The 25,607-nt window shown below is 58.0% G+C and carries 25 protein-coding genes; 13 read left to right on the top strand and 12 right to left on the bottom strand.

Annotation, left to right across the window (positions count from 1 at the left end; genetic code table 11):
- Nucleotides 1-2: 2 nt before the first annotated feature.
- Nucleotides 3-1,049: a branched-chain amino acid ABC transporter permease gene (locus BFV97_RS13750; protein ID WP_069300967.1), complete on the bottom strand. Its 1,047-nt coding sequence runs from the start codon at nt 1,047-1,049 to the stop codon at nt 3-5.
- 88 nt (nt 1,050-1,137) lie between these two features.
- Nucleotides 1,138-2,496 (bottom strand): substrate-binding protein, encoded by a 1,359-nt coding sequence (locus BFV97_RS13755; RefSeq protein WP_069300968.1) that lies wholly within the window; start codon nt 2,494-2,496, stop codon nt 1,138-1,140.
- Between the two features lie 262 nt (nt 2,497-2,758).
- Here BFV97_RS13755 and BFV97_RS13760 point away from each other — a divergent pair, with 262 nt between their 5' ends.
- From BFV97_RS13760 to BFV97_RS13775, 4 genes are all read left to right on the top strand, one after another.
- Complete coding sequence (locus tag BFV97_RS13760; protein ID WP_281200957.1) at nt 2,759-3,988, top strand: short-chain fatty acyl-CoA regulator family protein; 1,230 nt, start codon at nt 2,759-2,761, stop codon at nt 3,986-3,988.
- A gap of 71 nt (nt 3,989-4,059) precedes the next feature.
- Nucleotides 4,060-4,425, top strand: coding sequence for a response regulator (locus tag BFV97_RS13765; protein WP_069300970.1), 366 nt, complete (start codon nt 4,060-4,062; stop codon nt 4,423-4,425).
- Between the two features lie 9 nt (nt 4,426-4,434).
- A complete protein-coding gene (locus BFV97_RS13770) occupies nt 4,435-4,683 on the top strand; it encodes a hypothetical protein (RefSeq protein ID WP_216635966.1) in 249 nt (82 codons plus the stop codon).
- Nucleotides 4,680-7,370: a sensor histidine kinase gene (locus BFV97_RS13775; RefSeq protein WP_069300971.1), complete on the top strand. Its 2,691-nt coding sequence runs from the start codon at nt 4,680-4,682 to the stop codon at nt 7,368-7,370. The genes BFV97_RS13770 and BFV97_RS13775 overlap by 4 nt, the downstream gene beginning before the upstream one ends.
- 20 nt (nt 7,371-7,390) lie before the next feature.
- On the opposite strand, the gene BFV97_RS13780 is transcribed toward BFV97_RS13775, so the two are convergent.
- Complete coding sequence (locus BFV97_RS13780; protein ID WP_069300972.1) at nt 7,391-8,395, bottom strand: hypothetical protein; 1,005 nt, start codon at nt 8,393-8,395, stop codon at nt 7,391-7,393.
- A gap of 501 nt (nt 8,396-8,896) precedes the next feature.
- Between BFV97_RS13780 and BFV97_RS18875 the strand changes: the two genes are divergently transcribed.
- Together BFV97_RS18875 and BFV97_RS13790 are read left to right on the top strand one after the other, a co-directional pair.
- Complete coding sequence (locus tag BFV97_RS18875) at nt 8,897-9,496, top strand: hypothetical protein (protein ID WP_069300973.1); 600 nt, start codon at nt 8,897-8,899, stop codon at nt 9,494-9,496.
- A complete protein-coding gene (locus BFV97_RS13790) occupies nt 9,430-12,039 on the top strand; it encodes a Hint domain-containing protein (RefSeq protein WP_083225648.1) in 2,610 nt (869 codons plus the stop codon). The genes BFV97_RS18875 and BFV97_RS13790 overlap by 67 nt, the downstream gene beginning before the upstream one ends.
- Nucleotides 12,040-12,192: 153 nt before the next feature.
- Here the strand turns inward: BFV97_RS13790 and BFV97_RS13795 are convergent, their stop codons facing one another.
- Nucleotides 12,193-12,951, bottom strand: coding sequence for an enoyl-CoA hydratase (locus tag BFV97_RS13795; RefSeq protein ID WP_069300974.1), 759 nt, complete (start codon nt 12,949-12,951; stop codon nt 12,193-12,195).
- A gap of 268 nt (nt 12,952-13,219) precedes the next feature.
- Here BFV97_RS13795 and BFV97_RS13800 point away from each other — a divergent pair, with 268 nt between their 5' ends.
- The 3 genes from BFV97_RS13800 to BFV97_RS13810 all read left to right on the top strand — a co-directional run bounded on the left by BFV97_RS13800 (nt 13,220) and on the right by BFV97_RS13810 (nt 15,631).
- Nucleotides 13,220-14,098 (top strand): TIGR01459 family HAD-type hydrolase, encoded by an 879-nt coding sequence (locus tag BFV97_RS13800; RefSeq protein WP_069300975.1) that lies wholly within the window; start codon nt 13,220-13,222, stop codon nt 14,096-14,098.
- Between the two features lie 107 nt (nt 14,099-14,205).
- A complete protein-coding gene (locus tag BFV97_RS13805) occupies nt 14,206-14,661 on the top strand; it encodes a MaoC family dehydratase (RefSeq protein ID WP_069300976.1) in 456 nt (151 codons plus the stop codon).
- A gap of 25 nt (nt 14,662-14,686) precedes the next feature.
- Complete coding sequence (locus BFV97_RS13810) at nt 14,687-15,631, top strand: bifunctional riboflavin kinase/FAD synthetase (RefSeq protein WP_069300977.1); 945 nt, start codon at nt 14,687-14,689, stop codon at nt 15,629-15,631.
- 32 nt (nt 15,632-15,663) lie between these two features.
- Here the strand turns inward: BFV97_RS13810 and BFV97_RS13815 are convergent, their stop codons facing one another.
- Nucleotides 15,664-16,335 carry a DUF2161 domain-containing phosphodiesterase gene (locus BFV97_RS13815; protein ID WP_069300978.1) on the bottom strand — a complete coding sequence of 224 codons (672 nt, stop codon included), beginning with the start codon at nt 16,333-16,335 and terminating at the stop codon, nt 15,664-15,666.
- Between the two features lie 62 nt (nt 16,336-16,397).
- Here BFV97_RS13815 and BFV97_RS13820 point away from each other — a divergent pair, with 62 nt between their 5' ends.
- Nucleotides 16,398-16,868, top strand: coding sequence for a YcgN family cysteine cluster protein (locus tag BFV97_RS13820; RefSeq protein ID WP_069300979.1), 471 nt, complete (start codon nt 16,398-16,400; stop codon nt 16,866-16,868).
- Nucleotides 16,868-17,920 (top strand): threonine aldolase family protein, encoded by a 1,053-nt coding sequence (locus BFV97_RS13825; RefSeq protein ID WP_069300980.1) that lies wholly within the window; start codon nt 16,868-16,870, stop codon nt 17,918-17,920. The genes BFV97_RS13820 and BFV97_RS13825 overlap by 1 nt, the downstream gene beginning before the upstream one ends.
- 73 nt (nt 17,921-17,993) lie before the next feature.
- Here the strand turns inward: BFV97_RS13825 and BFV97_RS13830 are convergent, their stop codons facing one another.
- Both BFV97_RS13830 and BFV97_RS13835 read right to left on the bottom strand, forming a co-directional pair.
- Nucleotides 17,994-18,785 carry an alpha/beta fold hydrolase gene (locus BFV97_RS13830; RefSeq protein ID WP_157888329.1) on the bottom strand — a complete coding sequence of 264 codons (792 nt, stop codon included), beginning with the start codon at nt 18,783-18,785 and terminating at the stop codon, nt 17,994-17,996.
- A gap of 2 nt (nt 18,786-18,787) precedes the next feature.
- The gene (locus tag BFV97_RS13835; protein ID WP_069300982.1) at nt 18,788-19,387 is read right to left on the bottom strand and encodes a 2-hydroxychromene-2-carboxylate isomerase; all 600 of its coding nucleotides are present in this window, start codon (nt 19,385-19,387) and stop codon (nt 18,788-18,790) included.
- A gap of 147 nt (nt 19,388-19,534) precedes the next feature.
- On the opposite strand from BFV97_RS13835, the gene BFV97_RS13840 reads away from it, so the two are divergent.
- Complete coding sequence (locus BFV97_RS13840; protein ID WP_069300983.1) at nt 19,535-20,545, top strand: ribose-phosphate pyrophosphokinase; 1,011 nt, start codon at nt 19,535-19,537, stop codon at nt 20,543-20,545.
- Between the two features lie 76 nt (nt 20,546-20,621).
- Here the strand turns inward: BFV97_RS13840 and BFV97_RS13845 are convergent, their stop codons facing one another.
- Entirely contained in the window at nt 20,622-20,855 is a 234-nt protein-coding gene (locus BFV97_RS13845) for a DUF1127 domain-containing protein (protein WP_069300984.1), read from the bottom strand.
- Between the two features lie 93 nt (nt 20,856-20,948).
- Here BFV97_RS13845 and BFV97_RS13850 point away from each other — a divergent pair, with 93 nt between their 5' ends.
- A complete protein-coding gene (locus BFV97_RS13850) occupies nt 20,949-22,340 on the top strand; it encodes an aminotransferase-like domain-containing protein (protein WP_069300985.1) in 1,392 nt (463 codons plus the stop codon).
- Between the two features lie 19 nt (nt 22,341-22,359).
- Here the strand turns inward: BFV97_RS13850 and BFV97_RS13855 are convergent, their stop codons facing one another.
- The 4 genes from BFV97_RS13855 to BFV97_RS13870 all read right to left on the bottom strand — a co-directional run bounded on the left by BFV97_RS13855 (nt 22,360) and on the right by BFV97_RS13870 (nt 25,590).
- Nucleotides 22,360-22,719, bottom strand: a complete 360-nt coding sequence (locus BFV97_RS13855; RefSeq protein WP_069300986.1) for an H-type lectin domain-containing protein — start codon at nt 22,717-22,719, stop codon at nt 22,360-22,362.
- A 99-nt stretch (nt 22,720-22,818) separates the two neighbouring features.
- Nucleotides 22,819-23,208 carry a F0F1 ATP synthase subunit epsilon gene (locus BFV97_RS13860; protein WP_069300987.1) on the bottom strand — a complete coding sequence of 130 codons (390 nt, stop codon included), beginning with the start codon at nt 23,206-23,208 and terminating at the stop codon, nt 22,819-22,821.
- Nucleotides 23,209-23,275: 67 nt separating this feature from the next.
- The gene (gene atpD, locus BFV97_RS13865; RefSeq protein WP_069300988.1) at nt 23,276-24,700 is read right to left on the bottom strand and encodes a F0F1 ATP synthase subunit beta; all 1,425 of its coding nucleotides are present in this window, start codon (nt 24,698-24,700) and stop codon (nt 23,276-23,278) included.
- 17 nt (nt 24,701-24,717) lie between these two features.
- Nucleotides 24,718-25,590 (bottom strand): F0F1 ATP synthase subunit gamma, encoded by an 873-nt coding sequence (locus tag BFV97_RS13870; protein WP_069300989.1) that lies wholly within the window; start codon nt 25,588-25,590, stop codon nt 24,718-24,720.
- Nucleotides 25,591-25,607: the final 17 nt, after the last annotated feature.

Genomic DNA, 25,607 nt, shown 5'->3' on the forward strand with positions numbered 1-25,607 from the left:
GATTATTCCTCCATCACGCCTCTGCGTCCCATCAGACCGCGCGGTCGGGTCAACAGAACGATAATTGCAACTAGGTAGATGATGATCTGGTCAATGGAGGGCAGGTAGATCGCCTCAAAGAAGCTTTTGACCTCGTTCATTGCGGCAAAGCTTTCAAGGATACCCAGAAGGAACCCTGCCAGCACCGCACCAGGCAGGCTGCCCATGCCACCAACCACAACAACCACAAAGCTCAGCACCAGAAAATCCATACCCATGTGATAGTTCGGGCTGTTGATCGGCGTATACATCACCCCGGCCAGACCGGCCACGGCTGCCGCAATTCCGAATGTCAGTGTAAAGCGGCGGTCGATGTTGATACCAAGCAGACCGACAGTCTCGCGGTCGGCCATGCCAGCGCGCACCACCATGCCGAAGGTCGTGAATTGCAGGAAGGCAAAGACCCCGCCGATGACCAATGCGGAAAATGCAAAATAAACCAGACGCCACAGCGGATAGATCACCGCGTTTGGATCAAAACCAAGCAGCACGCCGAAATCGAAAGAGCCGCGCAGCGCATCGGGTGCCGGTGTCGGGATCGGGTTCGCACCATAATAGTGTTTTACGATCTCTTGAATCACAATCGCCAGACCGAATGTCACAAGGATCTGATCCGCGTGGGGACGCTTGTAGAAGTGTTTGATCAACCCGCGTTCCATGATGTAGCCAACCGCCAGCATCACCGGAATCGCAAACAGGATGGCCAGCGGGACGGACCAGTTGATAATCAACTGTCCGGTGGCCTCTCCGAACCAGGATTCCACATAAGGGGTCTTTACCTCCATCGGGTTGCCCAGAAAATCCTTCTTTTCCGGATCAATACTGACGGAGCTGATCGTGAGAATTTTTTGCAAGGTGACGGCGCAGAAGGCACCGATCATGAACAGCGCACCGTGGGCGAAGTTCACCACGCCCAGTGTGCCGAAAATCAACGTCAGGCCAAGGGCGATCAACGCATAGGCGGAGCCTTTGTCCAGTCCGTTCAGAATTTGCAGGAGGATTGCGTCCATAGTCCCGCCCTTCTTTTATGTCGAGGGATGTATTGTAAAAGACCACGGCAAGCGGCTTGCCGTGGTCCTGTTTTGCGTCAGGCTACACTTACGCGCCCGGATTGCATTGACCCAGATCGCCACCGGCAAACATCGGGTGATCGGGGGCGTATTCCACCTGCGCACGCGGGGTGACTTCGACCACTTCCAGAAGGTCGAACTCCGATGTGGGGTTGTCTTTCCCTTTCACAACCAGAACATCCTTAAAGCACTGGTGATCATCGGCGCGATATTCGGTCGGGCCGTTGCCCATGCCGTCAAACTGCAAGCCCTCGAGCACTTCAGCGATCCCACAAGGATTGAACGTACCTGCGGTTTCTGCTGCGTTGGCATAAAGCAGGGTCTGCACGTAACATGTGTGCGCAGCCTGGCTTGGCGGGAAGCCGTATTTGGTGCCAAAGGATTTAACAAACGCTTTGGAGGCTTCGTCCTGCAAGGACCAGTGCCAGTTGGTAGAGCCGAAGATGCCTTTCACGTTTTCACCCGCACCCCGGGCCATAAGACGGGAATACAGCGGCACAACGATTTCAAAGTTCTTGCCGTTCACCTGCTTGTCGCGCAGACCGAACTGCACAGCAGACGTCAGCGAGTTCACCATGTTGCCGCCGTAGTGGTTCAGAACCAGCACATCCGCGCCAGAGTTCAGAACAGGTGCCACATAGGAAGAGAAATCCGTCGTCGCCAGCGGTGTCAGAACGTTCTTGACGGTCTCCCAGCCTTTGGCTTCGGTTGCAGCAGCGATGGATTCCTGTTGCGTCCAACCCCAAGTGTAATCGGCTGTCAGGTGATATGCCTTACGGTCCTTGCCGTACATTTTCTCAAGCACAGGTGCCAGCGCAGCGGCGGACATATAGCCGTTGAAGAAGTGACGGAAACCGTTGGCTTTCTTGTCTTTGCCAGTCGTATCGTTGGAGTGGGTCAGACCGGCCATAAAGATCACGCCGGCTTCCTGACACAGCCCCTGAACCGCAACAGCCACGCCCGAGGACGAACCGCCGGTGATCATGATTGCGCCGTCTTTTTCGATCATGGACTTGGCAGACGCCCGCGCCGCATCGGATTTGGTCTGTGTATCGCCGGTGACAAATTCCACCTTTTTACCCAGAATACCGTTGCCCTTCAGCGCAGCCTTGCTGCCGTTTGCCATGAAGGTATTCATCATGCCACCGTCGCCTTCACCGTTCAGGTGCTCGACCGCCAGCTCGTAGGCGCGCAATTCGTCCGCGCCTTCATCCGCGTAAGGACCGGACTGGGGCACGTTAAAGCCCAGCGTTACCGAACTGCCTTGCGGTGCGTTACGATACCCGGCATGGCTCTCGGCGGTCAGGATCGTCGGCATCGCAATACCGGCCCCGGCCAAAGCGCCGGCCTGAATGACACCACGCCGTGTTGGTTTAATCAGAGTCATAGATTTCCTCCCAATGAACTCAATTTTTTGACCGACCCGTGCATCCTCCCATGGACACGCGCCCGGACACGAAGTCAAATAATTGACATTGGCATCTTCCTGCCGATCCGTTAAAAAAACAATAAACAGTTGCTTTGGCTTGATTTTTTTGTAAACTTTTTCTCAATGCAGCGCAGCAATCTGTAAATTAAATTACCAGACTTCCCGCAACGTAAAGCAAACAAAGGAAAAACATCTGCCCCGAACTCTCATTGGAACCCGCATTCGGGAACGGCGCCAGACCCGCAAGCTGACCCAGACGGCACTGGCCCGTGCTGTCGGAATTTCCGCAAGCTATCTCAACCTGATCGAACACAACCGGCGGGGAATCGCGGGACGCACCTTGTTGTCCATTGCACGAGAGCTGGATTTACAGCCCTCCGAATTGACCGAAGGCGCGGATGCCTCGCTGATTAATGCGCTGACAGAAACCGCCAAGTCCCACAGCACCGCACGGCCCGAAGTGGACCGGATCGAAGAATTTGTCGGGCGCTATCCCGGTTGGGCAAAACTGCTGGGTGAACTGTCCCGCATCACCCGCGAACAGCGCGAGACGCTGACGGCGATGACCGACCAGATGGCCCATGATCCGTTCATCTCGGAGACCATGCACCAGATCCTGTCCAACATCACCGCGATCCGCTCCACCGCCAGCATTCTGGCCACGGCGGGCGATATTCCGGCGGATATGCAGGCGCGGTTTCTGGCCAACCTGCACAGCGACAGCCAACGCCTGTCCGAAACCGCGCAGAAGATGGTGGATTTCTTTGACCATGACAATGAAACCGACACCAGCGGTCCGGCCACCGCTGCCGCCCATGAATTCTGGGCCAGCCACGACCATGTGCCGCCCCCCGATGCGCAACCGGCCCTCAAAAGCGGCCCCCATGATGCGCCGGTTCTTCACAGCACGCTGGAACGGTATCAATCCATCCAAAGCGCCCTTCCCGCCGAGACCTTTGCAGGCACCGCTGCCAGCCACGGGTTCGATCCCCTCAGTCTTGCGCGGCATTACGACACCAGCGTCATGGCGATTCTGTTTCGCATGGCACAGATGCCCGCTGATATGGGGTTTCCGGTCTTTGGTTTGATCGAAGTGGATATGTCCGGCGCGGTTCTGATGCGTAAACCTACCCCCGAACTGGCGCTGCCGCTGTATTCTTCGGCCTGTCCGCTCTGGCCGATCTACCGCGCCTTTGCCCAGCCGGGGCAGGTTTTGCGGGCCACGCTGGAAATGCCTTCGGGCGACCGTGTCCTGACCTATGCGCTTTCCGAACCCACCGGCGCGGGCAGTTACGATCTGCCTGCCCTGCTGCGGTCCACGATGATATTCAGTGCCGACAACAGGGTCATGTCACAGGCTTTGGCAACGCCGGTACTGGCGGGGCTACACTGTAGCGTTTGCCCGCGAAAACACTGTGAGGCACGGCGGGTCGATTACATCCTTGCCTAAAACCGCAGGCTTGCCGTAGTTTCTCCAAGCTGGCGGCCGGGAGGCAGCCTGCAATCAGTTGGGAGGCTGGAATGCACGAACGGGTGTTATTGATCGAGGACGAACCCCATATAGTAGAGGCGCTGAGCTTTCTTCTTACGCGGGAAGGTTTGTCTGTCAGCACCCATTCCGATGGCAGCAATGCTGCGGAAACCGCCGCGCGGCTGACGCCGGATCTGGTGATCCTTGATGTCATGCTGCCGGGCAAAAGCGGCTTTGACATCCTGAGCGAAATTCGCGGCACCGAGGGCATGGCCGAAACGCCGGTGCTGATGCTGACCGCCAAGGGGCAATCCCGCGACCGTGCGGCCGCACAGGCTGCGGGTGCGTCCATGTTTATGACCAAACCTTTTTCCAACCGCGAAATTGTCGCCAATATCAAGGCTTTGCTGGCATGATCCCGACCGATGCCTGACCGGACCAAACGCCCCACCCTGCCCAGCCGTCCGGGTCGGCGGTTCCGAGATGCAGCCACCTTGCTGCCCGTTACGGGATTGTTGCTGCTGCTAACGCCATTGATGTCGATCTTTACCCGCGCCCAAAGCCTGTTCGGTCTGCCGGTTTCCTTCTTTTACGTGTTCAGCGTCTGGGCCGGACTGATCCTGCTGGCGTTTTTTCTGGCCCGCCGTGCGCTGCGCATCAACGTTTCAAAATGATCAGCTTCAATATTCTTGTCTCCATCTGCCTGCTGTATGTGCTGGGGCTGTTTGCGGTGGCCTATGCCGCCGAACGCTGGGCGGAAACGGGGCGGTTTGCGATCCTGCGCTCTCCGCTGGTCTATACGCTGTCGATTTCGGTCTATTGCACCGCATGGACGTTTTATGGCGCTGTCGGCTCGGCGGCGCGGAACGGGCTGGAGTTTGTGGCGATCTACCTTGGCCCCACCCTTGTTTTTGTCGGCTGGTGGTGGCTGCTGCATAAACTGGTGCGGATCGGGCGGGTGCAGCGCATTACCTCCATCGCGGATCTTCTGTCCTCGCGCTATGGTAAAAGCGGCGGTCTGGCGGTGCTGGTCACGGTGCTGGCGGTGGTGGGCACCACGCCCTATATCGCGCTGCAACTGCAATCCATGACGCTCAGCTTTGCGGTGTTTACCACGGCCACAGGTGCGCCTGCGCCGTCCCCGACTGTAACCGCCTTTTATGTAGCGGCGGGACTGGCGGTGTTCACTATCATTTTTGGCACCCGAAATCTGGATGCGAACGAGCGTCACCACGGCGTTGTCACAGCCATCGCGGTTGAGGCGGTGGTAAAGCTGGCCGCCCTGCTGTCGGTGGGGATTTTTGTTGTCTGGGGCGTGGCGAGCGGACCGGCAGATATATTCGCGCGGATGGACCCCGAGCTGCTGCAAAGCAGTCAGGTGTTCAATACCCGCTGGGTCATGCTCAACTTTCTGTCGGCCTGTGCCATCATCTGTCTGCCCCGCATGTTTCAGGTGATCGTGGTGGAGAACTCCAACGAACGACATCTGGCCACGGCAAGCTGGGCTTTCCCGCTCTACCTGTTTTTGATGAGCCTGTTCGTCTTGCCCATCGCCATAGCCGGACAGTCCATTCTGGCACCCGACGCCAATCCCGACCTTTTCGTTCTGACGGTGCCGCTGGATCAGGGCCAGCAAACGCTGGCTACTCTGGCGTTTCTGGGCGGGTTTTCCTCGGCCACTTCGATGGTCATCGTTGCCTCGATCGCGCTGTCTACGATGATGTCAAACCACATCGTCCTGCCGCTCTGGCTGCGTATGAATGCCAGTCGCAACCCTGCAAGCGACGATGTGCGCGATCTATTGCTGCGCTCCCGCAGGGCAAGCATCGCGGTGGTTGTGGCCCTTGGCTATGTGTATTTCCAGTTTAACGGCGGCACGGGGGCGCTGGCCTCTATCGGCTTGATCGCCTTTCTTGGCGTCGCGCAGGTGCTGCCCGCGCTCTTGGGCGGATTGTTCTGGCACAGCGCCACCCGCCCTGCCGCCATCGCCAGCATCTGCACCGGCTTTTTCATCTGGGCCTACACCCTGTTTGTCCCAAGCTTTAGTGGCGCGGCGCTGATGGGGCCGGAAGCACTGGCATCCGGTCCGTTTGGCATTTCGTGGCTGGCACCGCAAAACCTGCTCGGGGTCGGCATCACCGACCCGCTGGTCCATGCGGTGTTTTGGTCCTTGGGGCTGAACACGGTGGTGTTCGTCGTCGTATCCCTGCTGACAACGCCCAGCGCCATCGAACGCCTGCAATCGGTCCAGTTCATCAATGTTTTCGGTCAGGTCTCCCCCCGTCGCGGCATCACCCGCAGCACCGCAATCGAAGACCTGCTGGTTCTGGCACAGCGCATTCTGGGGCGCGAAGAGGCAATGGCCCTGTTCCGCGCACAGGCCCGGCATCAGGGCAAGGATTCCCCTCTGCCGGACGCCACAAACGAACTGATCGCCACATTAGAGCGCGAGATCGCCGGTTCGGTGGGGGCTGCCGCCGCCCATGCGATGATGGCACAGGTGACAGGCGGTTCGGAGATTTCCTTTGAAGACATGATCGCCGTGGCCGATGAAACGGCCCAGATTATGGAGTATTCCGCACGGCTTGAAACCCAGTCAAAAGAGCTGGAACAGGCCGCCGCACAACTACGTGATGCCAATGCGAAACTGACAGAGCTCGGGGCGCAGAAGGATACGTTTCTCAGTCAGGTCAGCCACGAGTTGCGCACGCCGATGACCTCTATCCGCACATTTTCGGAAATCCTGCAGGACGGCGACACGCTTGCGCCGGAACAGCTGAACCATTTTGCTACGATCATTCACAGCGAAAGCATCCGGTTGACGCGGCTGCTCGACGATATTCTGGATCTCAGCTTTATGGAAAACGGGCGGGTGCAGTTGAACCTTGAAACCGTGCCGGTCCAAAGCATCATCGACCGCGCCCTTGCCACCACGCAAGCACAAGCCAACGAGTTAGGCGCTGTGATCCGGCGCGACACCACCGCCGAACAGATCACGCTTTATACCGATGCGGACAGGCTGTCCCAAGTGCTGATCAATCTCGTGACAAACGCGCTGAAACATTGCGGCACCACCCCGCCCGAGGTCAGCGTTCTCAGCGGACTGCATGATGGCAAGCTGCTTATAACGGTGGCAGATAACGGCAGGGGTATCAGCGAGGATGACATCGACCTGATCTTTGAGAAATTCTCTAAACTGTCAAAGAAATTCACCTCCGGCAGTGCCGGACTGGGCCTGCCGATCAGCCGCGAAATTGTGAAAAACCTTGGCGGAACGCTGGTTTATGCGGGCAGCAGCATGGGGGCGGTGTTTCGGATCACCCTGCCGCTGCGTACCACTGAAACGCCTGAAAGCGCCTGACACACCCTGCCACGGGCGCCCTAGTTCATCGTTTCTGCAAAGGCTTTGCGCGCCGCCTCGAACACAGGTACAATCGGTCGGGTCACGGCGTTGCGATCCGCCAGTATCCGTCCGTTGTCACACAGATGGATGGCAAGGCGCGGGTTGATCCCTACGTCATCGTAATGCAGCGCACGTTGCTCGCTGATCCAGCCCTTGCGCTTTACGCCGCGAAACACCTGCAAAATGCGGTTGATGGCCTGAAGCGTTGCGAAAACCTCCAGATAGCTGCGATAGGACTCCCAGCTTCGGGACTCGCCACGGCCGTATTCCTGTTCGATCACCGACAACATTGTATCTGCGGGCAGCGGCCAGTTTTCATCCGCCACAAGCCATGCGAAATCCTCGGCTCCATGGCGCAATCCGGCATATTCAAAGTCGAACCAGCGGATTTTTCCAGCCTCATCCGTTGCTGCGTTGCCAGCCCTGCAATCCCACTTGATAAAGCGCCGCTCGGGGGTTTTCACGATCTCGGCCAGTGCGTTCTTGTCATATTCCGGCACCGGTTGGCCCAGCTTTTTAGCCACCCGGCCGGGGTCATTCACAAACATCTTGATCCACGCCGAGCGCATAAAACAGGATTTAAGATCTTGCGGCAGGCTTGACGCATTGCCTGCTACATGCACGTCAAACAGGGACCGCACGGTATTAACGGCCACATCTTCCCAGTCAGAAGGATCTTGCAGGCGGATGTATTGCCCCAAACGGTGCTGCCCCACATCAGTCTGGAACATGACATCGCCGTCCATTGCCAGAAAACCCGCGCAAGACCCGGTATGTTGTGTCAGCTGTTCAAGGATATGCGCCTCTGCCTTGGTTTCCTCAAGACTGTCCCGCCGCGTGGCAATAATCGTTCTATCGGCAAAAACGATCCGGATGCTGCCGCGTTTGCGCCCGCCCGGTGCAATGACTTTCAGGACACGTTGGTCAAACAGGCGTTCCGCCCGCTGCGCAATGTCTACCCCGTTCCAAATTTGCTCTACCATGATGACTCTGTCGAATAAGTTTGTCCCGCGCTATATGCGCATGGTTTAAGTCGAAATTGTGGCAAATACCGCCATAATTCGATGCAAAACGAGTCGGAAAAGGCGAATCGCACCATGCTTTTACGTTTTGCAATACCCTTATGCCCTTGGCTTTCCGCATTATTGTGCACGATTTAGGAACAAAGAACCGCCTTCCGGTCCAATGTCGCCAAAAAAGGCAAAAAATATCGAAATATGGCAAAATTTGTTCAAAATTGGGCAAAATTGGACGGTTTTCCTTGAATTTTGATCCCAGTGCTGTGTAACTACGAATGAGAATTTGCGTCACTTTGAGAGTCCATCGGTTCGGAATCGCTGCCGCAAATAGTTTAGTTTCAGTTTTCGCCGGGTTTGATCCGGTCGAACCAGCATGATGAGTGGAGTTTGTAATGAGTGATGTAACGGGCGCAACCAGAGACGACACAGCATATTCGGCTGCTGGCACGGGCGGCACTGGAACTGGTGGAACCGGAACTGGTGGAACCGGAACTGGCGGAACAGGAACAGGTGGAACCGGAACTGGCGGCACTGGTACAGGTGGAACCGGAACTGGTGGCACTGGTACAGGCGGCACAGGAACAGGTGGAACCGGAACTGGTGGCACTGGTACAGGCGGCACAGGAACCGGTGGCACTGGAACTGGTGGAACCGGTACAGGTGGCACTGGCACAGGCGGCACTGGAACTGGTGGAACCGGAACTGGTGGCACTGGTACAGGCGGCACTGGAACTGGTGGAACCGGAACTGGCGGCACTGGTACAGGCGGAACAGGAACTGGTGGCACTGGTACAGGCGGCACTGGTACTGGCGGAACAGGAACAGGTGGCACTGGCACAGGCGGAACAGGAACTGGCGGAACCGGAACTGGCGGCACTGGCACAGGTACAGGTGGTACAGGCACTGGCGGTACTGGCACAGGCGCTGGCACTGGCGGTACTGGCACGGGTGGAACGAAAACGGCGGCTCCGGTTGATGGCACCAGCGGTGATGACATCATGCTGCCCGGCTATGTTGACGAACAATGCGACACAATTGACGGTGCGGATGGGGACAACGATGTAATCTACGCCTACGCAGGCGACGATTTCGTTGATGCCGGCAAAGGTGACGACACTGTTTTTGGCGGTCACGGCAATGACATTCTGGCGGGTGGCACCGGAACCAACCTGCTCTACGGTGGCAAGGGCGACGATGTTTTTGTTGGCGGCTCCGGCAAGGATATTTTCGACGGCGGCCAGGGTCAGGACAACCTCGATTATTCCAGCAGCGGTTCGGCGGTTACGGTCGATCTGTCTACGAAATCCCTCTCTGGCGGTGACGCAGATAACGATTGCATCATCGGCGGTATCGACGGTGCGATCGGCTCTGACTTTGACGACACGCTGATCGGCTTTGACCATGAGGGCAATTCTGCCGCGGATACTTTCACCAACGAGTTCTTTGGCGGCAAGGGTGACGACTACATCGAAGGCAAAGGCGGCGACGACCGTCTGTTTGGCGGCGATGACAACGACGAAATCCTCGGCGGCAGCGGTGCGGACATCATTGATGGCGGCGCAGGCAAGGACGAGATTTACGGCGGCGCGGATGCGGACCGCATCAACGTGATGAGCGCGGCTGACGGCATTGGTGACATCGTGGACGGTGGCACTGACGGCGACGACAATGACGTTCTGGACCTGACAAATGCAGGCCCGTTCCGTGTCACAAACGAAACGGTTGATGCGGACGGAAATTCCACCTCCGGCACGATCGAATTCCTTGACCCATCGGATATGTCGGTTCTCGGCACGATGGAATTCTCGGAAATCGAGACCATTCTGGGTGATCGGATGACACCGGATGGCACAGTCCACGGCACAGCCGGTGACGATGTGATGAACCCGGGGTATGTGGATGCGCAGGGCGATACCATTGACGGCGCAGATGGCGACGACGACATCATCGAAGCCGGTGACGGTGACGACGAAGTGCGCGCGGGCGAAGGCGACGATCTGGTCTATGCCGGTGCAGGCGACGACAGTGTTGACGGCGGCAACGGCGACGACACGCTTCACGGCGAAGACGGCGACGACATCCTGCGCGGCCGCGCTGGTAACGACACTCTCTTTGGTGGCGACGGCGACGACCAACTGTTTGGCGGCGGCGACGGCGACACGCTGTACGGTGGTGACGGTTCTGACACGGCAACCGGCAGTGCGGGCGATGACTACATCGACACGTCCGGTCCGGTTGACGTTGCAAACGACATCGGCACACCGGATCGCGGTTATCCCGGACTCTATGATAGTGACGCCGATCCCACCAACGACATGGACACCGTCTATGGCGGTGGCGGTAACGACATCATCTACACCGGCGACGATGCGGACAGCATTTCGGGCGGCGATGGCGATGACTCCATCTACTCCGGCATTGACGATGACACTGTAGATGGCGGCAGAGGCGACGATCTGATCGTCGGCGGCGAAGGCAATGACATCATCGAAGCCGGCGCAGGCGACGATGTGGTCTACGGCGGTCTGGAAACAACCGACATCCTTGATATTCCGGATGACATCGACCGGCGTCCCGACAACGGCATGGACACGATCTATGGCGGAGATGGCAATGACATCCTCTACGGTCGCGACGATGACGACCTGATTTACGGCGGCGCAGATGACGACGAAATCTACGGCGGTATCGACGACGACATCATGCACGGTGACAGAGGCAACGACATCTTTGGCGGTGGCCACGGTAACGACACAGCATATGGCGGCGCGGATCGGGACACCTTCACCTATGACTCTGCCGAGGATGCGATTGGCGACCACGTAGACGGTGGCAGCGGCGGCGATGATTACGACACGCTCGACCTGTCGAACGTGGGTCACTACAAGATCATCAACGAAACTGTTGATCCGGATGGCGACTCCACCTCGGGGACCGTCCAGTTCATCGACCGTCCGGGCGGCTCTGTCACCGGTGAGATGACCTTCACCGAGATCGAGAATATTCTCGACACGACACCTCCGCCCTGCTTCACACCGGGCACGCTGATTGCAACCATGCAAGGCGAAAAGCCGGTTGAGATGCTTAAGGTCGGGGATCGGGTGATCACGCGGGACAACGGCGCACAGGAAATCCGCTGGATCGGTGCCAAGCCGATGACTGGGATGGAACTGCAAGCCAACCCACACCTGCAACCGGTTCTGATCCGCAAAGGCGCGCTTGGAAACGGTCTGCCGGAACGGGACATGCTGGTCAGCCAGAACCACCGCCTGCTGGTAAACAACGCCGAAGTCGGCCTGCTGTTCAACGAACCGGAAGTACTGGTCGCCGCCAAGCATATGGTGAATGACGACAAGAGCATTTCGCTGGTCAGTGCATCGCAAGCCACTTATGTGCACTTCATGTTCGACCACCACGAGGTCGTTCTGTCCGATGGCGCATGGACCGAAAGCTTCCAGCCGGGTGATCAGGCTATGGCCAGCGTAACCGCAGAGCAACGCGACGAGATCACGGAACTTTTCCCTGAACTCGCCTGCGCACAGGGCCGCGAAGCCTATACCTCTTCGCGCCTGTCGCTAAAGGCTTTTGAAGCCAAGATGTTCAAATAATCAGAGATCGCCCACCCTGCATGAAAATGCGGGGCGGGTTTTAAGTGACAAGCCGTTCCGGCCCACCGGAGCGGCTTATTTGACTCACTTACGCGTAGGCCCGCCCGGTTGATCCGTGCGGGCCGTCGGCATTGTCAGAGACCGTCTGGGCGATCAGGAATAATTGGGCGCACGCTTTTGCATGATCGCGGCCACCGTTTCGGCAAACTCGGGCGAGCGGAGCTGTTCGACAAAAACCTTGCCCTCTGCCGCCATCTGCGCCGCGACCTGTTCCCGCTGGTTGCGGATCAGGGCTTTGGACCGTTTCAGCGCCACAGGTGCGCTTGCCGCGATGTGTTGCGCAATCTTGCGGGTTTCCGCCATCAGATCACCGTCAGCAAACACACGGGATACCAGCCCGTAGTCATGGGCTTCCTGCGCGTCCAGCTTGCGCCCTGCCAGCAGGATGTCATTGGCCACCGCCATCCCGACCGAAGCCGACAGCAACATCGAAGACGCCGCCTCCGGCACCAGCCCGAGTTTGACAAAGGGCGCATCGAAAGTGGCTGATTGCGCCGCGTAGACCAGATCACAGTGCAACAGCATCGTGAGACCAACCCCGATGGCCGGCCCGTTCACTGCGGCGATCACCGGCTTGGGGCAGGTGGATATCCCGTTGAGGAACCGTCCAACCGGCGGAATGTCATCGGCGCGATCCGACATGGAGAAATCCTTAAGATCGTTTCCGGCGGTGAAATAATCCTCCGCGCCGGTCAGGATCAACGCCCGCGCCGTGTCCTGCGTGGCGTATTCTTCCAGCGCATCTGCAATTGCGCCGTACATGGCCTGCGTAATGGCATTGCGCTTGTCCGGCCGCGCGATGGTCACGGTGGTCACACGGTCCTCGGTGTGAACGGTGATATGGTCTGTCATGGCGTTATCCTGTCTTTACGCGCCCTGAATAGGGCGGGAATGGCAACCGGCCACACCAGCGGGACAACCCCGCTGCTCTGGGCGCTGAAACCCTAGTCCGGTTCATTTTTTCCCACAACCCGCCTGACTGCACGTCAATCCACGCTTCGGTGCAGTTTTTCTGCGAATTACTGGTCAATTTCTTGCGCAGCCCCCACATCTAGGGGGAATTGACCTTGCCAAGACTGACAATCTCGCAATGATCGCGCCAAACAGTGAAGAGGCTAACATGACACGTATCATCGAAAATCTTTCGGAAATCTCCGCCAACTACGACGCGGTGTTTTGCGACCTTTGGGGGTGTCTGCACAACGGCCACCGCCCCTTTGCCGAGGCCGTACGTGCCCTTGAAACCTTTCGCGACGGCGGCGGCATAGTCTTGCTGCTCACCAATTCCCCCCGTCCCGCACCTGCGGTCGAAGTCCAGCTTGACGGGATCGGCGTGGCCCGCGATCTCTATCAGTCGGTCGCCACCAGCGGTGACAGCGCCCGCGCCGCGCTTGCCTCCGGGTATTACGGAACCAATGTGTTTCACATCGGACCGGAACGGGACCTGCCCTTCTTTGCCCCAGACCCGTCAATTCCCGGTCTTGAAAACATAAACCGCGTGCCGCTCGATCAGGCCGAGGCCATCGTCTGCACCGGATTGTTCGACGACCAGACCGAAACACCGGACGATTACGCCGCCATTTTTCTGGAAGCCAAAAACAACGGTCTGGACCTGCTCTGCGCCAACCCTGACATTGTGGTAGATCACGGCGACAAGCGGATCTACTGCGCAGGTGCGCTGGCGGCAGAATACACGGCACGGGGTGGCACCTCGCACTATTTCGGTAAACCCCACCCGCCGATCTATGATCTGGCCCGCCGCCGCCTGTCCGAAGTCGCAGGCCGCGAAATCGAAAACCGCCGCATTCTGTGCATCGGGGACGGTATCCACACGGATATTCTGGGTGCGATCAATGAAGATATGGACAGCCTGTTCATCTCCGGTGGGTTGGCCGCTGAAGAAACCGCGACCGCGCCCCAGCCTGACCCGCAAAAGCTTGAGGCATTCCTGTCTACCCACAGCCTGAGCCCGACTGCAAACATCGGCCACTTACGGTAATTAAATTACAAGAACAGACCGCTTGCGGAACATATATTGCGCAAGCGGCTTGCCTGTCGCTATAATCCGATCTAGTCAGACGAAACAGCGCGACAGGACAGGACGCCATGCCAGACAGTATCCCCGTTGAACCCCAAATCGGAACCATCTTTTTGGAAGATATGGAGGTGGGCATGTCCCGCGCCATCTCTAAAACCATCGGCGACCGCGAGATTGAGATGTTTGCCGAACTCAGCACCGACCACAATCCGGTGCATCTGGATGACGCCTATGCCAAGGACACGATGTTTAAGGGACGCATCGCACACGGCATGCTCTCGGCCTCGCTGATTTCTGCGGTGATCGGGGAACAACTGCCCGGACATGGCACGATCTACATGAAGCAGGATCTGAAATTCACCGCCCCCGTGCGCCCGGATGCCAATGTGACCGCCACTGTTACTGTCGCGGCAATTGACGCTGCAAAACGGCGTGTGACCCTTGAATGTGTCTGCACAGTGGGCGATACGGTTGTCCTGAAAGGTGAAGCGCTGGTTCTCGCGCCGAGCCGTCACCAGACGTAACGGGCAGAGGCCCGACACAGGGCCCATGCAAAGACACCAAAGCTATCACAACCTGCCCGAAACCGCCAAAGGGGCCTCTGTTGCCATGGGCAATTTCGACGGGGTCCACCTTGGCCACCAGTCGGTGCTGGCACTCGCCCGTGCCGCCGCTGCCGAACTTGGCGCGCCTTTGGGGGTTGTAACCTTTGAACCCCACCCCCGCCGCCTGTTTCAACCCGATGCTCCGGCCTTTCGCCTGATGTCCGCAGAAACCCGCGCCAACCGGTTTGAAAAACTGGGACTCGATCACCTGTATGAGATTCCGTTCAACAAGGAACTGGCCGCCCTCTCCGCCGAAGTCTTCGTGAAAGACGTGCTGGTAAAGGGTCTCGGAATAAAACATCTGGTGGTTGGTGCCGACTTCCGTTTTGGAAAAGGGCGCAGCGGCGATGTGGACCTGCTGGCCGAAATGGGCAAAACCTATGGCTTTGGCACCACAATCGCACCACTGGTGAATGATGCGCAGGGGGATTATTCCTCTACTGCCATCCGTGCCGCCCTCTCCGAAGGTCGCCCACAGGATGCCACGCGCATGCTGGGACACTGGCACCGCATCGAAGGCGTGGTGGAAAAAGGCTTCCAGCGGGGCCGCGACCTTGGCTTCCCGACAGCCAACATCCCGCTCACAGACCTGCATCTGCCCAAATACGGCGTCTATGCGGTGCTGGTGGATGTGCTCGACGGGCCGCACAAGGGCCACTACCACGGGGCGGCCTCGCTGGGCGACCGACCCACATTTGCCGACAATGACATCCCCAACCTCGAAGTCTACCTGTTCGACTTCAAAGGCGACCTATATGGCGCGACCCTCTCCACCGCACTGGTGGACTTCCTGCGCCCCGAGCTCAAATTCGACAGCCTGGACGAACTGATCACCGCAATGCAGGCCGATTGTACCAAAGCCCGCGAAATTCTGGCTGCCCACAGCTGAACGGTTTCAATGTTCCCAAAATACTCAAATCCCTAGGCTTTCAGCAAAGCAACCACATCCGCATAAGTCTCCAGAGCCTCCACTCCATTTGGCCGCAGTGAATAGACCCCACGTTCTACCCGCTCAAACCAGCCGTAGTGATCCGATTGCAGGATCGCCGCAGCCTTGACCACGCCCAATTCCTTACGCGCCACCGCCGGTTTGACTGTTCCTGCCACAGACAGATGCAGCGCCAGACGCAGGGCATCCTGCCGGTATGCGGTGATAATCTTGCGCTTGCTCTGCCCGCCGGTGTTGGGATCCCCCACACGGTTCTGAAATTCTTTGAGCAGCAACTCCCGCCGCCGCTTCATTTTGCGCGGGGCATATGGTCCCGGGTCCACATGCACCAGAACCGCCCCGTTGCGAATGCTCATCAGCCCCAGCCCCAAACGCTGGCACAACCGCACCGCATCTTTCACCTGCCCCCGCCAGCGGGCGGTTTTCCCCGCAGGCACTGCCACATATACCGCATCGGTGATCGCCTGCCGGTCCACCCCTTGCATTAACAGGGCAAGGGACAACTGCAATTTCAACTCTACCACCACAGGGTCTTCATCGCCGCGGACCGCCACTACATCGCAGTCCCGCACCTCGGCTTTCACCACATAGCCCTGCCCTTCCAGAAAGGCTTTAACTGGTTCGTAGAGATCGGTCTCCCGCATCAACTGCTCCGTTTTTTCTGTTTACCCTAGACAATCCGGCGCAACGGCTCAAGAACAGGGCTATGAGCGAACACATCAAACGGGGCCAACTGGCCAAGAATTTCTGGCGCACCACCGATCTTGCCGACATGAGCAAGGCAGAGTGGGAAGCGCTGTGCGACGGCTGCGGCAAATGCTGCCTGCTGAAACTGGAAGACGAGGACAGCGGCGCACTGGCCTATACCAATATCGCCTGCCGCCTGTTCGACGACAAAACCTGTTCCTGCGGCAACTATCCCTTGCGGAAACAAATGGTGGCAGGCTGCGTTGTGCTGACCCCTGAAAACATCGAACGCAACGCCCACTGGATGCCAAGCACCTGCGCTTACCGCCTGCTGCATGAAGGCAAGCGCCTGCCCGCGTGGCACCCACTGCTGACAGGTGATCCGGACAGCACGGCCCAAAGCGGCAATTCGGTTGCAGGCCAAACAGTGCCCGAATATGACGTAGAGGAAGAGGATTACGAAGACTATATCGTGGAAGGGTTCCAATAATGTATTTCGCATCAGACAACGCCGCCCCCGCCGCCCCCGAAGTGATGGAAGCGCTGGCACAGGCCAACGAAGGCTATGCCAGTTCCTATGGCAATGACGAAATCATGGACCGCGTTACCGCCCGCATCCGCGACATCTTCGAAGCACCGGAGGCCGCGGTTTATCTGGTCTCTACCGGCACCACTGCCAACGCCCTGTCCCTCTCGGTGCTGACCCAACCGTGGCAAACCGTCTTCTGCCACCGCCATTCCCATATCGAAGAGGACGAATGCGGCGCACCGGAGTTTTTCACCGGCGGCGCGAAACTGACACTGCTTGAAGGGGCTGACGCGAAAATTGACGCCGCCCAGTTCCGCAGCCGCGCCGAAAGCACCGGCGTTTTAGGCGTGCACAATATCCAGCGCGGCGCCCTGTCGATCACCAATGTCACCGAAATGGGCACGGTCTATACTGTAGATGAAATCACCCGCCTGTGCAGCACGGCAAAGGAACTGGGGATCGGCACCCATCTTGATGGCGCGCGCTTTACCAACGCCTTGGTTGCACTGGGCTGCACCCCTGCGGAAATGACATGGAAGGCCGGCATTGATGTGGTCTCCTTCGGGGGTACGAAAAACGGATTGATGGGCGTGGAGGCGGTGATCATTTTTGACCCTGCCAAGGCCTGGGAATTTGAGCTGCGTCGCAAACGGGGCGGCCACCTGTTTTCCAAGCACCGCTACCTGTCCGCCCAGATGGAGGCTTATCTGACAGATGACCTCTGGCTGAAACTCGCCAGACAAGCCAACGCTGCCGCTGCCCGGCTGGAGTCCGGTTTGACCCGCATCAACAGCTTTGAACTGCTTCACCCCCGTCAGGCCAACATGCTGTTCTGCGGCATGACCCGCGCCGCCCACGAACGGGCACAAGCCGGCGGCGCCATCTACCACCCATGGCCCGGCAACCACCCCGCAACCGGCCCGTCAGACGAAATCCTGACCTGCCGCCTTGTCTGTAGCTGGTCCACAACGGACGCCGAAATCGACAAATTCATCTCGCTGGTACAGGGCTAGACCGACCCCAAGCTCTTTTTGGGGGAAATATCCGCGCCGCAGGCATTCCTCCCGTCAGGGAGGGACCGGTGCGTCACAAATCCCAGAACCCGCGCAGCCGCTTGGCACATTGCGCAGCATGGGTGATGGGCAGCATATGTCCTGCCCCCTCCAGCACGTCGAGTTCGCAGTCCGGCATCGTGTCAGAGATCACTTTGGTCACGGCTGTCATCACCTCGGGGCTGTCACCACCGCGTATCACCAGCGTGGGGCAGGCAACCTCTTCCAGTTCGTGCAACCGCATCCGTATATCGCTGTCGTCGATGATCGCCAGATGCTGCGCGGGTATCACCCACATGCGTTCGGACATCACCTTGCGGGCGGCTTCGGGCAGGCGCTCCCATTCTCCGGGCAGGCCCCAGCGGGACAGGAACAGCTCTGCGGCTTTCATCATATCGCCCTGTGCAATCGCGGTGTTGAAAGCGCCTTCATCCGATTGCATGGAGTCATACACCGGATGGCCTGCATCCCGCAGCAGACCAAAATAGACCGGCTCGAACAACACCAGAGAGCGCACCAGATCAGGGCGCAGCGCCGCCAGCCGCAGGGCCACCGTCGCGCCAAAGGAATGCCCCACCAGATCCTGTGGCCCGCCGGATTGTTCGACCAGCGCGATACAGGCCTCTACGCATTGGGTCTGGTAGTCCCGCGCAGGATCGGGCATCGGGGATTTCCCCTGCCCGGGCAGGTCTACCGCCACCATCGTCATTTCGTCACTGAAATGCCCCATCAGGGGAAGCAAGCTTTTGCCTGAAGACAGCGAACAGTGAATGAACAGGGCCTTGCGCGGCCCCTGCCCTGCGGTTCTGGTGTAACAGTCCAACACGATTATTTTCCTAATTCTGACAGGTAATCGTCGAGATAGCTCAGACGATCTTGGCCCCAGAACACTTGATCGCCCACAACGTAGCTGGGTGCACCAAAGACGTTGCGTTGCAAAGCCTCTTCGGTGTTCTTTTCAAAGGTCTGCGCCCCGGCCAGCAGGCCGCTGTCGGCCAGTTTCGGATCGAACCCGTGTTGCGCCAGACAGTCACGCACGACCGCATCTTCTGCCACGTCCTTATCTTCGGCCCAGCACGCCCGCAGGAAGCTGTGGCATAGCGCCCCCAGATCACCGCCGCCTGCATCCTGTGCCGCAATCAGCGCATAGCAGCTTGGCGCGGGGTTGGTGGGGAAATGGGCAGGCTTGAGGTTGATCGGCAGGTTGTTGCGCTTGGCGATTCGGGCCAGTTCCTGCATGCGGTAGGCCTGCCGTGCGGGATGGCGCTGCGCGGGCGGGGTGCCGCCGGTCTGTTCAAACACCTGCATCAGATTGAACGGCTTGTAGCTGATCGTGGCCCCGTGTTTGTGCGCGACCTCTTCCAGTCCGGTCCCCGCGAGATAGGCAAAGGGGGAAAGCGTGATTGTAAAATAGTCGATATGGGCCATTTTAATGCGTCCTTTATGTGATTTAACCCTGATTAGCCTGCCGTAATCCCTATGCAAACCCCTGATGCTTTGCTATGGGCACGCCTAACAGAACTGTTACGCAACGCCTGTCTGTAACGTCCAATCCGCTGCTAGGGACCCTCTGCCATGAAATCCATTATCGAGCCGAAACTGATCGCCGGCAATTCCAACAAAACTCTCTCGGAGTCGATTGCACGGCGTATGTCCATGCATCGCGGCAAGGCGGTCAAGCCGGTGGATGCCCGTATCGAGCGGTTCAACGATCAGGAAATCTTTGTCGAAGTGTACGAAAACGTGCGCGGCGAGGACATGTTTATCATCCAGTCCACCTCTAATCCGGCCAATGACAACCTGATGGAGCTGTTGATCATCTCTGACGCGCTGCGCCGGTCTTCGGCGGATCGCATCACCGCGGTTATTCCCTATTTCGGCTATGCCCGTCAGGACCGCCGCACCAAGGCGCGCACACCGATTTCGGCCAAACTGGTGGCCAACCTGATTGCAGAGGCGGGGATCGAGCGGGTTTTGACGATGGATCTTCACGCGACGCAGATTCAGGGCTTCTTTGATATTCCTGTAGACAACCTCTACGCAGCGCCGGTTTTTGCGCTGGATGTGAAACACAATTTCGGTGATCTGTCCGATGTGATGGTGATTTCACCGGATGTGGGCGGTGTGGCTCGCGCCCGAGAACTGGCCAAACGGATCGGCGCGCCACTGGCGATCGTGGACAAACGCCGCAATGCACCGGGCGAGATAGCCGAAATGACCGTGATCGGGGATGTGACCGGCAAGAAATGTATCATCGTGGATGACATCTGCGACACGGCGGGAACCTTGTGCAAAGCCGCCGATACATTGATCGAAATGGGCGCCAAGGAAGTCCACTCCTACATCACCCACGGCGTTCTCTCCGGTCCGGCGGTAGAGCGGATCACCAATTCGTCTATGGAGCGTCTGGTGATTACGGACAGCATCGAAGCAACCCCCGCCGTTGCCGCCTGTGAGAAAATCCGCATCGTGCCCACCGCACCGATGCTGGCACAGGCCATCATGAACATCTCCAATGGCACCAGTGTTTCCTCTTTGTTTGACGAAGACACGCTCGGCCCGATTTACGACGGCCACTATAAGTAAGCTCGGTTCGAGCAAAACCAAAAGGGCCGGATTGCGGAGGTAAACGCAATCCGGCCCTTTTTCGTTCATAGGTGCCCTAACTGCGCCAGAACGGTTTATTTGCTTCGAGGTAGACCTGTTCGAAATTCAGCCCAATATCATCCAGCCGGTGGCTTTCCATCGTTCGCAGAATCGCCCGCGCCTGCTTTCGCTCCTTCCAGACCAGCACCAGATGCGCCAGCTTCAGGGCGAGCGTGGCTGTGACGGGGATGGTTGCGCGCGAACAGAGATCCTCTGCCAGCGCGATGTGACTTGCGTGTGCTTGTGGCATATCGCGCTCCATAATTTGTGTTGATACAATTTGTACGTATGGTACAATATACCGATACAATCATGCGACAAGTAACGCTAGGGAAACATTGTAATGGGTACAATTTGGCCACCAGACCTTGATAACGCCAGCGGTCCCAAATACCTTGCAGTGGTTCATGCCCTGCGCGAAGCCATTGCCGCCGGAGAACTCGAACCCGGCTGCAAGTTACCCACGGTTCGGGATCTCGCTTGGGATCTGAAAATCACACCGGGCACTGTTGCTCGTGCTTATCGACGGGCCACAGATGACGGGCTGCTGGATGCTGCCGTCGGTCGGGGCACTTATGTTGCACAAGCCCGCAACGCGGGACGTACCGCGCCACGGGATTCGCTACATCTCGGCACCCCGGCGGAAACGATGGACCTGCGGGGCACCAAATCCCCCGAACTCGGGCAGGACGGGATCATCCGCGCGGCCTTGAAAAAGATTGCCATAAAGGGTGTTCACGATCTGGCCGATTACCCTGACCCGGAACGTGCAGTCGGCGCTGCACAGGCTGTAACGGGTTGGCTGGCCCATGCCGGTGTTCACCCTGATGCCGCAGATGTCACGATCACCTATGGCGCACAAAACGCGATGCTGATCGCGCTGCAAACCGTACTCTCCGGTCCCTCCCCCGTGATCGTCTGCGACGAACTGGTCTTTCCCGGCCTGCGGCACGCGGCTTATATGCTGCGCGCGGGCATTGTATCGGTCGAACGGGACGCAGAGGGCATCATACCAGAGGATTTGGAACAGACCTGCCGAAAACACGGGCCGCAGGTGCTGGTCAGTTCGTTTAACGTTCACAGTCCGACAACCCAGACCACAAGCTTAAAACGCCGCGTGGCCCTGTCCCGCATCGCTGCAAAATACGATATGAAGATCATCGACGACGATGCCTTCGGCATTGCCACCACGGATATTCCAAGCATGTACAGCATCGCCCCCGAACGGGTCTGGCATATCGGTGCTTTGTCCAAATCCGTCGCGACGGGACTGCGAATCGGTTATCTGGTGTCTCCCCCCGGTCAGGGAGAGGCCGCACGCGCCACGGTGCTGTCCAATTGTTACGGGGTATCGCAAATTATCTGCGACCTTGCGGAAGAGCTGATCACCAGCGGACAGGCCGCCCTGATCCGAACGCGGATGCTGCAATTTATTGAACGCCGCGCCCGAATGGCCGCGAATATTCTGGGCCACTGGCATCTGGACTGGAGCCCCATCGTCCCTTTCGTCTGGTTGAACATGCCTTCGGGCTGGCGGGCTTCATCCTTGCAACGGGCCTGCGAAATGAAGAATATCCTGATCCGCCCTGCGGATGAGTTTGCCCTGTTCGACGGCAAAGCCCCGAATGCGGCGCGTATTACCTTCGGTGCGAAACTGACGGATAGGGAATTTCAAACTGCACTGGAAACCATCGATTCCATTCTGGAAACGCCACCTTCAATGAATATGGCCTGAAGACCGCCAACCTGCCGCCCTAACTGCCATAGTCGATGTCCCAGTCCTCATCGCCTTTGACCTCTCCGATGGCCATCCAGGCGGCTGTGGCCCGCGCTATGCGGGTGTCGCCCCATGTGCGCAGCACTGCGTCAAAGCCGGTCTGGGTGATGTTCTCGGCCACTGTGACGGTGCGATGGTTGGTCCCTGTGTGCAGGTCCAGCAGTTGCAAGGATATGAACACTGCGGGAACGGTTTTGAACGGTTCGGAAAATTCGACAGGCATCCAGCGTTCCCGATCGCCCTGCCCGGACCACATCTCTCCACCGTCTTCAAAATCCGAGAAGAGCTGCACCGCCCCCTGATCTATACCTGTTACCGATGAATACAGTTTCTTCATATCGCACTTTGCATCATTTTCATCGCAAAGCCTAAAACAACAAAACCCCGCGTCAAGGGCGGGGTTTAGCTATTGTTTTAGGCGAGAGTTTGTCAGGATTTAGATCAAATCCAGCAAAGCCCGTGTATCAGAGATACGCTTGTTCGCCACATCCAGATCAGAGCCGGACACGTTTTTCGCAGCAGCTTCGGCATCTGCGATCAGACCGTTTACAAACTCGGCAGACGCTTCGGCCTTGGGCACAGCCTGTTCCGCCAGCACGGACGTCGCTGTCGGAGACACTTCGACGAAACCACCTGTGACGATGTATTCGCTGACGTCCGAACCCGCTTTGACCTTCAATACGCCGGGGCGCAATGTGGTCAGCACAGGAGAGTGATCGGCCATGGCGGTGAAGTCACCTTCGGAACCAGGGATTTGAACCTCGGATGCTTCAAGCGAGGCCAGCTTGCGTTCTGGGGAAACCAGATCGAATTGCATGGTAGCCATTTGGAACCAATCCTTTGTTTAAAGCGTCTGACCGGAGCTGTTCCGGTCAGACGGGTTTCGCATAGCCTTAGGCAGCAGCGGCTGCCAGCTTCTCGGCTTTGGCTTTCACTTCGTCGATGCCGCCAACCATGTAGAAGGCTGCTTCCGGAAGGTGGTCGTATTCACCTGCAACAACCGCTTTGAAGGATGCGATTGTGTCTTCCAGAGGCACCTGAACACCGTCGGAACCCGTGAACACTTTGGCCACGTCAAACGGTTGGGACAGGAAGCGCTCGATTTTACGGGCACGGGCCACAGCCAGTTTGTCGTCTTCGGACAGTTCGTCCATCCCGAGGATGGCGATGATGTCTTGCAGCGACTTGTAGCGTTGCAGAACCTGCTGAACGTCGGTTGCTACCTTGTAGTGCTCTTCCCCGATGATCAGCGGATCCAGCAGACGGGAGGTGGAGCCAAGCGGGTCCACAGCAGGGTAGATACCTTTTTCCGAAATCGAGCGGTCCAGAACGGTTGTCGCATCGAGGTGGGCAAAGGATGTCGCAGGCGCAGGGTCGGTAAGGTCATCCGCAGGCACGTAAACCGCTTGCACAGATGTAATCGAACCGGACTTGGTGGAAGTAATCCGTTCCTGCATCGCACCCATGTCGGTCGCCAGTGTCGGTTGGTAGCCCACAGCGGAAGGAATACGACCCAGAAGCGCGGACACCTCGGAACCGGCCTGTGTGAAGCGGAAGATGTTGTCCACGAAGAACAGAACGTCTGCGCCTGTTTCGTCACGGAACTGCTCGGCCAGTGTCAGACCGGACAGGGCAACACGCATACGGGCCCCTGGAGGCTCGTTCATCTGGCCGTAAACCAGCGCAATTTTGGATTTCTCCATATCATCAGGAACGATAACGCCGGATTCGATCATCTCGTGGTAAAGGTCGTTCCCTTCACGGGTCCGCTCCCCAACACCGGCAAACACGGACAGACCGGAGTGCACTTTCGCGATGTTGTTGATCAGTTCCATAATCAGAACGGTTTTACCAACACCCGCACCACCGAACAGACCGATCTTACCACCTTTTGTGTAAGGTGCCAGAAGGTCCACAACCTTAATACCTGTTACGAGGATTTCGGATTCTGTGGACTGCTCGTTGAATTCAGGAGCAGGCTGGTGGATCGCGCGGGTCGCTTCTGCTTCAACCGGACCTTTTTCGTCCACTGGCTCACCCACAACGTTCAGGATGCGGCCCAGTGTTTTTGTTCCAACCGGAACCATGATCGGACCATCGGTGTCGGTGACGGCCTGACCGCGCACCAGACCTTCGGTCGCGTCCATCGCAACAGTCCGTACAGTGTTTTCACCCAGATGCTGCGCAACTTCCAGCACCAGTTTGTTGCCGTTGTTGTCAACAGTCAGAGCGTTCAGGATCTCTGGCAGGTTGTCATCGAACTGAACGTCAACAACCGCCCCGATCACCTGCGTAATTTTACCTACAGCATTTGCCATAATGTGTTTCTCCGTTCTTAGAGCGCTTCAGCGCCCGAGATAATCTCGATCAGTTCGTTCGTAATCGCGGCTTGGCGGCTACGGTTGTACTGAATTGTCAGTTTGTCGATCATTTCACCTGCGTTGCGCGTGGCGTTGTCCATAGCGGACATCCGCGCGCCCTGCTCTGATGCGGCGTTTTCCAACAATGCGGCAAATACCGAGGTTGTCAGGGCACGGGGCAACAGGTCAGCAAGGATTTCCTCCTTGCCGGGTTCGTAATCGTAAAACGGTGCTTCAGCTTGCTCGTCGGCTTCGAACTTGGCGGGGATCAACTGCAAGGCGGTCGGGATTTGGGAAATCACCGACCGGAACTCGCTGAAGTAGATCGTCGCCACGTCGAATTCACCGGCGTTGAAACGGGCCATGACATCGTTGGCAATATCCTGGGCGTTGTTGTAGCCCAGACGTTTCACCTCGGACATATCGACGTGGTCGATCATGTGTTCCGCAAACTCCCGTTTCATCTGCTCGCGGCCTTTTTTGCCCACGGTCAGAATTTTAACGGTTTTACCGGCAGCCAGCAGCCGTTCGGCATCAACGCGGGCCGATTTTGCAATCGACGAGTTAAACCCACCGCACAACCCCCGCTCGGAGGTTGCAACGATCAGCAAATGCACATCGTCTTTACCAGTGCCTGCCAGCAGCTTCGGTGCGCTCTCAGAGCCTGCTGAAGCGCCAGCCAGATTACCCATCACTACGTTCATGCGATCCGCAAAAGGGCGGGCCGCTTCGGCAGCTTCCTGGGCGCGTCGCAGCTTTGCAGCTGCGACCATCTGCATGGCCTTGGTGATCTTCCGAGTGCCTTTGACACTCTCGATCCGCATTTTTAGGTCTTTAAGGCTTGCCATCAAGCAAACTCCTTGTT

This window comes from Neptunicoccus sediminis (assembly GCF_001719615.1).
Lineage (GTDB): Bacteria > Pseudomonadota > Alphaproteobacteria > Rhodobacterales > Rhodobacteraceae > Amylibacter > Amylibacter sediminis.

What these genes read in the sequence shown, in the direction of transcription:
- BFV97_RS13750 (WP_069300967.1), bottom strand. Translation starts at nt 1,049, where the DNA reads ATGGACGCAATCCTCCTGCAAATTCTGAACGGACTGGACAAAGGCTCC.
- BFV97_RS13755 (WP_069300968.1), bottom strand. Translation starts at nt 2,496, where the DNA reads ATGACTCTGATTAAACCAACACGGCGTGGTGTCATTCAGGCCGGCGCT.
- BFV97_RS13765 (WP_069300970.1), top strand. Translation starts at nt 4,060, where the DNA reads ATGCACGAACGGGTGTTATTGATCGAGGACGAACCCCATATAGTAGAG.
- BFV97_RS13770 (WP_216635966.1), top strand. Translation starts at nt 4,435, where the DNA reads ATGCCTGACCGGACCAAACGCCCCACCCTGCCCAGCCGTCCGGGTCGG.
- BFV97_RS13775 (WP_069300971.1), top strand. Translation starts at nt 4,680, where the DNA reads ATGATCAGCTTCAATATTCTTGTCTCCATCTGCCTGCTGTATGTGCTG.
- BFV97_RS13780 (WP_069300972.1), bottom strand. Translation starts at nt 8,395, where the DNA reads ATGGTAGAGCAAATTTGGAACGGGGTAGACATTGCGCAGCGGGCGGAA.
- BFV97_RS13790 (WP_083225648.1), top strand. Translation starts at nt 9,430, where the DNA reads ATGCTGCCCGGCTATGTTGACGAACAATGCGACACAATTGACGGTGCG.
- BFV97_RS13795 (WP_069300974.1), bottom strand. Translation starts at nt 12,951, where the DNA reads ATGACAGACCATATCACCGTTCACACCGAGGACCGTGTGACCACCGTG.
- BFV97_RS13800 (WP_069300975.1), top strand. Translation starts at nt 13,220, where the DNA reads ATGACACGTATCATCGAAAATCTTTCGGAAATCTCCGCCAACTACGAC.
- BFV97_RS13805 (WP_069300976.1), top strand. Translation starts at nt 14,206, where the DNA reads ATGCCAGACAGTATCCCCGTTGAACCCCAAATCGGAACCATCTTTTTG.
- BFV97_RS13810 (WP_069300977.1), top strand. Translation starts at nt 14,687, where the DNA reads ATGCAAAGACACCAAAGCTATCACAACCTGCCCGAAACCGCCAAAGGG.
- BFV97_RS13815 (WP_069300978.1), bottom strand. Translation starts at nt 16,335, where the DNA reads ATGCGGGAGACCGATCTCTACGAACCAGTTAAAGCCTTTCTGGAAGGG.
- BFV97_RS13820 (WP_069300979.1), top strand. Translation starts at nt 16,398, where the DNA reads ATGAGCGAACACATCAAACGGGGCCAACTGGCCAAGAATTTCTGGCGC.
- BFV97_RS13825 (WP_069300980.1), top strand. Translation starts at nt 16,868, where the DNA reads ATGTATTTCGCATCAGACAACGCCGCCCCCGCCGCCCCCGAAGTGATG.
- BFV97_RS13835 (WP_069300982.1), bottom strand. Translation starts at nt 19,387, where the DNA reads ATGGCCCATATCGACTATTTTACAATCACGCTTTCCCCCTTTGCCTAT.
- BFV97_RS13840 (WP_069300983.1), top strand. Translation starts at nt 19,535, where the DNA reads ATGAAATCCATTATCGAGCCGAAACTGATCGCCGGCAATTCCAACAAA.
- BFV97_RS13845 (WP_069300984.1), bottom strand. Translation starts at nt 20,855, where the DNA reads ATGCCACAAGCACACGCAAGTCACATCGCGCTGGCAGAGGATCTCTGT.
- BFV97_RS13850 (WP_069300985.1), top strand. Translation starts at nt 20,949, where the DNA reads ATGGGTACAATTTGGCCACCAGACCTTGATAACGCCAGCGGTCCCAAA.
- BFV97_RS13855 (WP_069300986.1), bottom strand. Translation starts at nt 22,719, where the DNA reads ATGAAGAAACTGTATTCATCGGTAACAGGTATAGATCAGGGGGCGGTG.
- BFV97_RS13860 (WP_069300987.1), bottom strand. Translation starts at nt 23,208, where the DNA reads ATGGCTACCATGCAATTCGATCTGGTTTCCCCAGAACGCAAGCTGGCC.
- atpD (WP_069300988.1), bottom strand. Translation starts at nt 24,700, where the DNA reads ATGGCAAATGCTGTAGGTAAAATTACGCAGGTGATCGGGGCGGTTGTT.
- BFV97_RS13870 (WP_069300989.1), bottom strand. Translation starts at nt 25,590, where the DNA reads ATGGCAAGCCTTAAAGACCTAAAAATGCGGATCGAGAGTGTCAAAGGC.